This is a genomic window from Achromobacter insuavis, assembly GCF_902859645.1.
GTDB classification, from domain to species: Bacteria; Pseudomonadota; Gammaproteobacteria; order Burkholderiales; family Burkholderiaceae_B; genus Achromobacter; species Achromobacter insuavis.
Map to the genome: position 1 here is coordinate 51,730 of NZ_CADIJR010000037.1, position 10,512 is coordinate 62,241.

A 10,512-nucleotide genomic window follows, 5' to 3' on the forward strand; every position below is an offset into this window, starting at 1 on the left:
GTCAGGCCGCCTGGAGCGCCAGCGGCCGGCCGCCGATGACGGTGCCCAGCACCTCGATGTCCTTGAGCCGTTGCGGCGGCACCTCCAGCGGATCGTCGCGCAGCACGCAGAAATCGGCGTGCTTGCCGACCTCGATCGAGCCGACCAGGTGGTCCATGTGCAGCGTGTAGGCCGCGCCCAGGGTGATGGCATGCAAGGCCGCTTCGACGCTGATGCGCTCGGACTCGCCCAGCACCCGGCCCGAGGCGGTCTGCCGGTTGACGGCGCACCAGGCCGTGAACAGCGGCCCCAGCGGCGTGATGGGCGCGTCCGAATGGATCGCGAACGGCACCCCCGCCCGCGCCGCCGAGGCGCAGGCGTCCATGCGGTTGGCGCGGTCCGGCCCCATGGTCAGGGCATGGTGGGCGTCGCCCCAATAGAAGATGTGGTTGGCGAACAGGTTCACGCACATGCCCAGGCTGGCCATGCGGCGGAACTGGGCCGCGTCCGCCATCTGGCAATGCTGCAGCGTGTGGCGGTGGTCGCGCCGCGGACTGCGGCGCAAGGCGCGGTCGATGGCGTCGATGGCCAGCTCGGTGGCCTCGTCGCCATTGGTGTGGATGTGCAACTGCGCGCCGGCGTCGTGATAGGCCTGCACCAGGGCGTCCAGCTCGCCCGGCGCGATGACCCAGATGCCGTTGGGCGCGCCGTTGTAGTAGCCCGGCCAGCGCACCCTGGCGGTGAAGCCCTGGATGGAGCCATCCACCACCAGCTTGACCATGCCCAGGCGCAGCTTGCCATGGTTGAGCCGGCCGGCCTCGCGCAGCTTCGCCAGGCAGGCGGCCGGATCGCCGGCATAGGCCAGCGCGGACGCCGCCGGCACGATGCGCACTGGATAGTCCGGCTCGGCCGTGACCCGCGCCAGCGTCGCCAGGCCCTCGTCGCCCAGTTCGTTGACGAGATCCGTGGCGGTGGTGACGCCGGCCCATTGCGCCACTTTGCCGAACATGCGCAGGCCGTTTTCCGACAGGCCCACGGTGCGGAACGGATTGCCGATCAGCCGCATCACCGGGAACATGGCGGCGAACTCGCACAGCTCCCCGCTGGGCTGGCCGTCGGCGAAGCGGCTGATGCCCTCGATATCGGTGTCGCGGTCGATGCCGGCGCGGGCCAGCATCGCCGTGTTCACATTCATGAGGTGCATGCTGGCATGCATCACCACCACCGGCCGGTCGACCGACACCGCGTCCAGGTCGCGCACGCTCATGCGCTGGCCGCCGAAGAAGATCGGATCGAAGCCCCAGCCGATCAGCGTCTGCGCCGGCGCCAGGCCGGCGGCGAACTCACGCAGGCGCGCCGCCACCGCCTCGAAGCTCTTCAGCCCCGGCCACACGCGGCCGTCCGGCCCGCGCCGGTCGTAGTAGCCGACATAGGCGAACTGCCACATGCCGCCTTCCGGCAGGTGGCAGTGCCCTTCCACCAGGCCCGGCATCAGGATGTGGTCGGCATAGCGCTCGTCCAGCGCGGCGTCGCCCCAGCCAGCCAGGTCTTCGCGGCTGCCCACGCCGAGGATGCGGCCCTCGCGCACCGCAACGTGCGTGGCGCGCGGCTGGGCCGGATTCATCGTCAGGATGGCGCGCGCGGCGTAGATCGTCGTGCGGGCGGAAGACTCGGTGTCATGCATGCTGCGTACTCCAGGTTGAAGGATCCGCCAGCGCCCGCGGATCGGGCTTGTTCCAGGCCTTGCCCGGCACCGCGTCGATCAGGCGGCGCGTGTACTCATGCCGGGGGTGGTAGAAAATGGCGGCGGCGCGGTCCAGTTCCACCAACTGTCCGCGCCGCATCACGGCGATGCGGTCGCAGATCTGCGCCGCCACCCGCAGGTCGTGGGTGATGAACAGCACCGACAGGTCGAACTGGTCGCTGATCGTCTTGAGCAGGTCCAGCACCTGCGCCTGGATCGACACATCCAGCGCCGAGACCGCCTCGTCGGCCACCAGCAGCCGCGGCTTGAGCGCCAGGGCGCGGGCGATGCCGACGCGCTGGCGCTGGCCGCCCGAGAACTGGTGCGGATAGCGTTCGCCGGCATCGCCGCCCAGCCCCACCAGCGCCAGCAGCTCGCGCGCCTCGCGCAACGCGGTCTGCCGGCTCTCGCCGAAACCGATCGGCCCCTGCGCGACCGAATCGACCACGCGCTGGCGCGGATTGAGCGAGGCGTAGGGGTCCTGGAACACCATCTGGATCTGGCGCCGGTAGGGACGGAACTGGCGCGGCGTCATGCCCACCAGCTCACGCCCTTCCAGCTGCACGCTGCCGCTGTCGGGCGCCAGCAGTCCGATCAGGGCGCTACCCAGGGTGGACTTGCCAGACCCGGATTCGCCCACCAGCCCCAGGGTCTCGCCCTGGCGGATCTCCAGCGAGATGTCGCGCAACGCGTCAACCCGCCGCCCGCCGGTGACGAAGGTCTTGCACAGGTTGGCCACGCGCATCAGCGGCGGCGTGGCGGCGGCCTCCTCCTTGCCCTCGGGCTTGTGGGGCACCGCCGCGATCAGCTGGCGGGTGTAGGGATGCTGCGGCCGGTTCAGGATGTCGTCGGCCGCGCCCGCCTCCACCACCACGCCCTGGCGCATCACCACGATGCGATGGGCAATGTCGGCCACCACGCCGAAATCGTGCGTGATGAAAATCACGCCGATCCCCATGCGCCGCTGGATGTCCTGGATGAGCGCCAGGATCTGCGCCTGCGTGGTGACGTCCAGCGCGGTGGTGGGCTCGTCGGCGATCAACACATCCGGCTCCAGCGCCAGTGCCATCGCGATCACCACGCGCTGGCGCTGGCCGCCGGACAGCTGGAACGGAAAGGCGTCATACATGGCCGGGGGGTCGGGCAGCAGCACCTGGCCGAACAGGTCCAGGACACGCTGCCGGCGCGCGCCCGCATCCAGCCGGGTGTGCCAGGCCAGCACTTCCTCCACTTGCCGGCCCACGCGCATGAGCGGATTGAGCGCGGTCATGGGCTCCTGGAACACCATGCCGAACTTGCGGCCGCGCAGGCCCTGCCAATCCGCCGCCGACAGGCCGACCAGGTCGCGCCCGCCGTACAGGATCTGGCCCTGGGTCACGCGCAGCTGGTCAGGCGGCAGCAGGCCCATGATGGCCTGCGCGGTGACCGACTTGCCCGACCCCGATTCCCCCACCACGCACAGGATCTCGTTGCGGTTCACCGTGTAGGACACGCCTCGCACCACCGCCGGGCCGCCGTTGAGGGTGGACACGCCGAGATCGCGGACTTCAAGCAGTGCGCTCATCAGGCCCTCCGTTTGCTGGCCAGCTTGGGGTTGAGGGCATCGTTCAGGCCGTCGCCGATCAGGCTGACCGCCAGCACCGTGACGAAAATGGCCGCGCCCGGCAGGGTCACGGCCCACCACGCCGTCAGGATGTAGGGCCGGTTGCTGCCGATCATCAGGCCCCAGCTCATCACGTTGGGATCGCCCAGCCCGAGGAAGGACAACCCCGCCTCGAACAGGATCGCGGTGCCGATGGCCAGCGTGGCCGACACGATCAGCGGCGCCAGCGCGTTGGGCAGGATGACGCGCCAGATGATGCGCGCGTTGCTGGAGCCGATCACCCTTTCGGCCAGCACGTATTCGCGCTGCTTCAGGCTCAGGAATTCGCCCCGCGCCAGGCGCGCGGTGCCGGTCCAGCTGACCACGCCGATGGCCACCGCGATAGTGGTCAGCGAGGGGCTGAACAAGGTCACCAGCACCATGGCGAACAGCAGCGCCGGCAGCACCTGGAAGAACTCCGTGATACGCATCAGCGTCTCGTCGACCCAGCCGCCGTAATAGCCGGCCAGCGCGCCCACGGTGATGCCGATGGCCATCGACAGCACCGCCGCGACCACCCCGACCAGCAGGGTGGCGCGGCCGCCATGGATCAGGCCGGTCAGCACGTCCCGGCCGAGATAGTCCGAGCCGAGCAGCAGGTCGCCGCCCGGCGGCTCCATCGGCGCGCTGGCGATCTCGAACGGATCCGCCTGCATCACCAGGGGCCCGAACAGCACCAGCGCCAGGATGGCGGCCAGCAGCAGCACGCCGATGAGCGCGCCGGGGTTGCGGACGAACACGCGCAGCGCCTCGTACGCGGGCCGCGCCGATCGCGGGCGGGCCGCGTCGGCGACGCCGCCGGAAAGCGTGGGAGGGGCTTGGCTCATGAGGTCTTTATCCTGGGATCGATCAGCCGGTAGGCCAGGTCGGTAAGCTGGTTCATCACCACCACCAGCAGGGACGCGAACAGCAGGATGCCGAGCAGGGTCGGATAGTCGCGCCGCAGCACGGAATCGAACGCCAGCCGGCCCAGGCCCGGCCAGTTGAAGACCGTTTCCACCAGGATGGCGCCCGCCAGCACGTTGCCGAATTGCAGCCCCAGCATGGTCACCACCGGCAGCACGCCGTTGCGCAGCGCGTGCCGGTAGAGCACGATGCGCTCCGGCAGCCCCTTGGCGCGGGCGGTGCGGATGTAATCGGCCGCCAGCGCATCCATGACGCTGGCGCGCGCCAGCCGGCTGTATTGCGCCAGGTACACGAACGCCAGCGTGAAGGCCGGCAGCACCAGGTGGTGCAACACGTCCAGCACCCCGGCCCAGCCATCCTCGGGGCCGCCCGCCGAACGCATGTCGGACACCGGGAACAGCGGCAGCGCCGAGGCGAACAGGATGATGAGGATGATGCCGGTCCAGAACACCGGCGCGGAATAGCCCACGATCGACATCAGCGTGATGCCCTGCGACAGCGGCCCGTTGGGCTTGCGCGCCGCCAGCGTGCCCAGCGCGGTGCCGGCCACGAAGGCGCTGGACACCGACGTCACCACCAGCAGCAGCGTAGCCGGCACGCGTTCCCAGATCAGCTGCGCCACCGGCAGGTTGAAGAAATAGGAATAGCCCAGATCGCCGCGCGCCACCTGCGACAGATACAGTCCCAGTTGAACCAGGAACGGCCGGTCCAGCCCGTACTGGGCCCGCAGCTGGGCCCGCAGTTCCTCGCTGATGCCGCCCATGGAGCCGGCGATGGTCTCGACCGGATCGCCGGGCGAGATGTGGATCAGCAGGAAATTGAGCGTCACCACCGCCAGCAGCAACACCACCGCGTAGCCGATCCGACGCGCGAGATAGCGCAACATGGCCGCCTCCCGCTATTGCAAGTAGGTGTCGTCAAGCGGCGACAGCAGGCCCCAGATGCCATCGGGCAGGCCATGCACCTTCCTGGACGACAGCGTGTGGTATGGAATGACCGTCAGGAAATCGATCGGCAGGTCCTCGGTCACGATCTGCTGGAACTGCGCATACAGCGCGCGGCGCTTCGCCTCGTCGGTTTCCGTGCCGGCCTGTTCCAGCAATTCGTCGACCTTGGGGTTCTTGTAGGACTGGGTGTTGGTCCAGATGATGTCGCGGATATTGCTCGACAGGTAGGTGCGGTGCACGCCGATCACCGGATCGCCCCAGTTGAAGACCAGGTCGGTGGTCATGTCGAAATCATGGCTGGCGATGCGCTTGGCCCAGGTCGGGAAGTCGGGCGAAGCGCGCACCTGCACCGCGATCCCCACCTTCTTGAGCTGGCTGCGCAGGTACTCCGCCACGTTCTTGCCCTGCACGTCGCTGCCGGGCATGTAATCGACCGTCAGGGTCATGCGCTCACCCTTGCCGTCTTTCTTGAATCCGGCGTCATCCAGCAACTGCTCGGCCTTCTTCAGATCGAGCGGGTACTTCTTCAGGTCCTGGGTCGCAAAGGGGCTGGAGGCCACGATCGGCCCGTCCGCCGGCTGGGCGAAGCCGGCGTTCAGCGCCTTGGTGATGAAGCCCTTGTCGGTGGCGTAGGCGATCGCCTGCCGCACGCGCACGTCGTCCAGCGGCTTGCGCGCGGTATTGAACGCCAGCCAGCTGAGCGCGCCGATGCCCTCGTAGCCACGGTTGGTCATGACGATCTGCGGGTTGTCCTTGGCGCGGCGCAGGATGGTCGGCTCGGTCATGTACGGCAGCACGCCGATGTCGCCGCGCTCCAGCCCGATCAGCAGGTTGGTGGCGTCGGGATTGATCTTCACCACCACCCGGTCCAGGTAGGGTTTGCCTTTCTCGAAGAACTTGTCGAAACGCTCCAGCACGATCTCCTGGCCCGGCTTGAAGTCCTTGAGCGTGAACGGGCCCGAGCCGACCACGTTGGCGGAATTGCGCGGATGGTTCTTCAGGTCCTGGCCGTCGCCATAGATGTGCTTGGGCAGCACCGGCATCAGCGCCGGCGACAGCGCCAGCAGGATCGCCGGGTGCGGCCGGCTCATGCGCAGCACGGCGGTGTAGGGATCGGGCGTATCGACGCTTTCGACGGGCGCCAGCATGCTCTGGAACGGATGGTTCTGCTTGACCGCCATCACCGAGAACGCCACGTCCGCCGACGTCACCGGCTGGCCGTCGTGGAACAGCGCGTCGTGGCGCAGGTGCAGGGTCAGCGATTTCGCGTCCGGCGCCAGTTCCCACGACTGCGCCAGGTAGGGTTGCGGCTTCCAGTCGGCGTCGTAGCGCAGCGGGCTGGCGAACAGCTGGGCGCTGGGCAGCGCCGTGGCAATGCCCGATTGCACCGCGCCATTCAGGTGCCGCGGCACCTGCGTCGAGCCGATCACCAGCGTGCCGCCCGGCTTGGGCGCATCGGCGGCCACGGCCGCGTGCGTGCCGGCCGCCATTGCCCATGCTGTCAGTATTGCGGCAAAGCCGCGTGTCGCGCTGCGCATCATCCACCCCTTGGTATTGTTGGCATGAGCCATTCAAACGATGGCGGTAGCGCTAGCCTAGTCAACCCGGGGGCCCCCGCTTAGTACCAAACCGCCGGACTTGTTGGTGCCAGGCCGGCGGTTGACCCGGCTCAGCGCGCGCCGGCCGCCAGCGCCCGCGCATACAACGCCGCCACCGCGCAGCTGTCCACCCTCGCCTGCACCGCGTCCGAGCGGCTGGTCAGCAACACCGGCACGCGCGTGCCCAGCACCAGCCCGGCGGTGGCCGCGCCGGCCAGCCAGGTCAGTTCCTTGTAGAGCATGTTGCCGGCCTCGATGTCGGGCACCAGCAGGATGTCGGCGTCGCCCGCCACGGGCGAGACGATGCCCTTCTGCTCGGCCGCCTGGCGCGAGATGGCGTTGTCGAACGCCAGCGGGCCGTCGATCTGGCCGCCGCGGATCTGCTGGCGGTCGGCCATCTTCGACAACGCCGCCGCGTCCAGCGTGGCCGGCATCGCCGGGTTGACCGATTCGGTGGCGCACAGCACCGCCACCTTGGGCCGCGCCACGCCCAGCGCGCGCGCCAGGTCGATGGCGTTCTGGGCGATGTCGGCCTTCTCCTGCAAGGTCGGGGCGATGTTGACAGCGGCGTCGGTCAGGATGAACAGCTTGGGATAGGCCGCGGCCGCCATCACGAAGGCGTGGCTGATGCGCCGGCCGGTGCGCAGCCCGGATTCGCGCGCCACCACCGCCGACATGAAGTGGTCGGTGTGCAGGCTGCCCTTCATCAGCATGCCGACGGCGCCGTCGCGCGCCAGGCCGGCGGCGGCGCGCGCGGCCAGCGCCTCGTCGTCGGGCGTGTCGACGATCTCCAGCGAGCCGGCGCGCAGGCCCAGCTCGGCCATCAAGGCCGCCAGCCGGGCCGCCGGCCCGACCAGCAGCGGCTCGATGTAGCCGGCCTCGCGCGCCTGCACCGCCGCCCCCAGGCTGGACGCGCACAGCGGATAGGCCACCGCCGTGCGCACCCGCCCGGCCGACAGCGCCGCGGCCCGCAGCGGCTCGAACAAGCGGTCGCTGGCCATGGCGTCAGCCGCGCACCGGGTCGATCGGCAGCGGCACCTCGCCCGGCTGGAACGGCTGGTTGACGTAGCGCTTGTACTTGTCCAGCAGGCGCAGCGGCTGCTTGAGCGCGTCGCGGCGGAACGGATCGCCCAGCTCCTGGCTCACCATCATTTCCAGCACGGTGGTCTTGCCCTCGGACTGCGCCTTGCACGCGGCCTGCAGCGCCGCGCCGACCTGGTCGGCATGCTCGACCCGGATGCCCTCGGCGCCCATGGACCGCGCCAGTTCCGCGAAGTTGGGATTCTGCAGGTTGCTGCCGACGAAACGGCGGCCGTAGAAGTCCACCTGGTTTTTCTTTTCCGCGCCCCACTGGCCGTTGTGGAACACCACCGCCGTCACCGGGATGCGCTCGCGCACGCAGGTCAGCAGCTCCTGGAAGCTCATGCACCAGGCGCCGTCGCCGACGTAGGCCACCGCCGGCCGGTCGGGCCGGCCCAGCTTGGCGCCGATCAGGGCCGGCAGCGCGTAGCCGCAGTTGCCGAAGCTCATGGCCGCCAACATCGAATCCGGCTCGTCGAAGCGCAGGTAGCTGTTGGACACCGAGCAGATGTTGCCGATGTCGGTGGACACCATCACGTGCTTGGGCATGGCGCGCTCCAGTTCGCGCAGCATGCGGCGCGGATGCATGCGGCCGCCGCCATGCTCGATGATGTCCAGGCTCCAGTCGTCGCGCTCGTGCGACCAGCCGTCCAGTTCCTTTTCCCAGGCGCTTTTCTGCGCGCCGATCTCTTCGCCGCGCGCCGCCTTGGTGGCCACGCAGGCGACCTCGCGATCGCGCAGCTTCGCGGCCAGCGCCGCCGCGGCCGGCTTGGCGTCGCCGCAGATGCCCACCGACACCGGCCGCACCAGGCCCAGCATGCGGTGGTCGGCGTCGACCTGGATGATGCGCGCGTGCTGCGGCCAGTAGTCCAGCCCGTGCTGCGGCAAGGTGCCGAAGGGCCCCAGGCGCGTGCCCAGCGCCAGCACCACGTCGGCCTGCGACAGCAGCTTCATGCCGGCCTTGGAGCCCTGGTAGCCCAGCGGCCCGCACCACAGCGGATGGCTGGCCGGGAAGGCGTCGTTGTGCAGGTAGCTGGTGACCACCGGCGCGCCCAGCAGCTCGGCCAGCGCCACGCATTCGGCCTGGCCGGCCGAGAACAGCACGCCGCCGCCGGCCACGATCACCGGGAATTTGGCGCTGGCCAAGAGGCGCGCGGCCGCTTCCAGGTCCTCTTCGGACCCCGGGCCGCGGCGGATGCGGCGCGGCTCCGGAATGGCCACGTCGATCTCGCCATAGAAATAGTCGCGCGGGATGTTCAGCTGGGTCGGGCCGCGCTCGGCCAGCGCGTTGTCGAAGGCCTTGGCGGTGAATTCGGCCATGCGGTCGGGGCGGTTGACGTGCGCCTGGTACTTGGTGATGCGCGAGAAGATCGGCAGCTGCTCGGTTTCCTGGAAGCCGCCCAGGCCCATGCCGGAGGTGCCGGTCTCGGGCGTGATCGCCACCACCGGGCTGTGGGCCCAGTAGGCCGCGGCCACGCCGGTGACGAAGTTGGTGATGCCGGGACCGTTCTGCGCGATGCAGACGCCGTGGCGGCCGGTGACGCGCGAATAGCCGTCGGCCATGTGGGCGGCGCCCTGCTCGTGCACCGTCGGCACGAAGCGGATGCCGGCGGCCGGGAACAGGTCCAGCGCGTCCATGAAGGCCGAGCCGACGATGCCGAATACGTCCTTGACGCCTTGCGCCACCAGCGTCTCGACGAACGCTTCGCTGGGGGTCATGTGTTGCTTGCTGCTCATGGTCTCTCTCCTGGCGGGCCGGCGCGGCTTGGATTGCATATTGGCCGGGGTAAACCGATACTGCAGCAGAAGCCCGGCGTTTCCCACCCTGCAGCGTTCCATTTTCTGCAGAATCCGCACCAACCTGGCGGCCTTTCGCCAAATCTTCAAATATTGAAAGATGAAAGACGAATCCTCCGCGGCGCTGCGCGCGCTGACCCTGCTGGAACAGGTCGCCGGTTCCGAGGCGCCGGTATCGCTGGCGGCGCTGACCGAGGCCACCGGCCTGCCCAAGCCGTCGGTGCTGCGCATCCTGTCGCGGCTGGTGGACGCCGGCATGCTGCTGCGCGAGCCGGCCGGCAAGAGCTACATCACCGGCCCGCGACTGGCGCTGCTGGCGCGCGACACCCTGCTCAATTCGCCGCTGCGGGCCGAGCGCCACCGCATCCTCGACAGCCTGGTCGACGAGATCGGCGAGACCTGCAACTGCACCATGCTGGACGGCGACGAGGTCATCTACCTGGACCGGGTCGAGACCGCCTGGCCGCTGCGCGTCAACCTGCAGCCCGGCTCGCGCGTGCCGCTGCATTGCAGCGCCAGCGGCAAGCTGTTCCTGGCGCACATGCGGCGCGAGGCGCGCGCGCGGCTGCTGGCGGCGGCGCCGCTGCCGCGCTACACGCCCAACACGCTGTGCGACGCGGCGGCGCTGGAACGCGAGCTACTGGCGATCCGCAAGGAAGGCGCCAGTTTCGACCGCGAGGAATTCCTGCTGGGCATCGTCTGCATGGCGGTGCCGATCATGCGCGGGCGCCGCGCCATCGCCGCGGTGGCGCTGCACGCGCCGGTGGCGCGGCTGTCGATCGACGGCGCGCGCGCCTGGCTGCCGCGCATGCAGGAAGC

Annotated in this window: 8 protein-coding genes; 1 reads left to right on the forward strand and 7 read right to left on the reverse strand. The window is 69.6% G+C overall.

The window, feature by feature from the left end; genetic code table 11:
• Position 1 precedes the first annotated feature (1 nt).
• The 7 genes from H0523_RS18615 to xsc form a co-directional block, all read right to left on the reverse strand.
• Positions 2-1,663: an amidohydrolase gene (locus tag H0523_RS18615; RefSeq protein WP_054430648.1), complete on the reverse strand. Its 1,662-nt coding sequence runs from the start codon at positions 1,661-1,663 to the stop codon at positions 2-4.
• Complete coding sequence (locus tag H0523_RS18620) at positions 1,656-3,287, reverse strand: ABC transporter ATP-binding protein (RefSeq protein ID WP_054430649.1); 1,632 nt, start codon at positions 3,285-3,287, stop codon at positions 1,656-1,658. The genes H0523_RS18615 and H0523_RS18620 overlap by 8 nt, the downstream gene beginning before the upstream one ends.
• Positions 3,287-4,192 carry an ABC transporter permease gene (locus H0523_RS18625; protein WP_054430650.1) on the reverse strand — a complete coding sequence of 302 codons (906 nt, stop codon included), beginning with the start codon at positions 4,190-4,192 and terminating at the stop codon, positions 3,287-3,289. The genes H0523_RS18620 and H0523_RS18625 overlap by 1 nt, the downstream gene beginning before the upstream one ends.
• A complete protein-coding gene (locus H0523_RS18630; protein ID WP_054430651.1) occupies positions 4,189-5,157 on the reverse strand; it encodes an ABC transporter permease in 969 nt (322 codons plus the stop codon). The genes H0523_RS18625 and H0523_RS18630 overlap by 4 nt, the downstream gene beginning before the upstream one ends.
• A 12-nt stretch (positions 5,158-5,169) precedes the next feature.
• Positions 5,170-6,756 (reverse strand): ABC transporter substrate-binding protein, encoded by a 1,587-nt coding sequence (locus H0523_RS18635; protein WP_054430697.1) that lies wholly within the window; start codon positions 6,754-6,756, stop codon positions 5,170-5,172.
• A 131-nt stretch (positions 6,757-6,887) separates the two neighbouring features.
• Positions 6,888-7,817, reverse strand: coding sequence for a bifunctional enoyl-CoA hydratase/phosphate acetyltransferase (locus tag H0523_RS18640; RefSeq protein ID WP_049074143.1), 930 nt, complete (start codon positions 7,815-7,817; stop codon positions 6,888-6,890).
• Between the two features lie 4 nt (positions 7,818-7,821).
• Complete coding sequence (gene xsc, locus H0523_RS18645; protein ID WP_054488859.1) at positions 7,822-9,633, reverse strand: sulfoacetaldehyde acetyltransferase; 1,812 nt, start codon at positions 9,631-9,633, stop codon at positions 7,822-7,824.
• 160 nt (positions 9,634-9,793) lie between these two features.
• Between xsc and H0523_RS18650 the strand changes: the two genes are divergently transcribed.
• A partial coding sequence (locus tag H0523_RS18650; protein ID WP_180180119.1) for an IclR family transcriptional regulator occupies positions 9,794-10,512 on the forward strand: 719 nt, incomplete at its 3' end.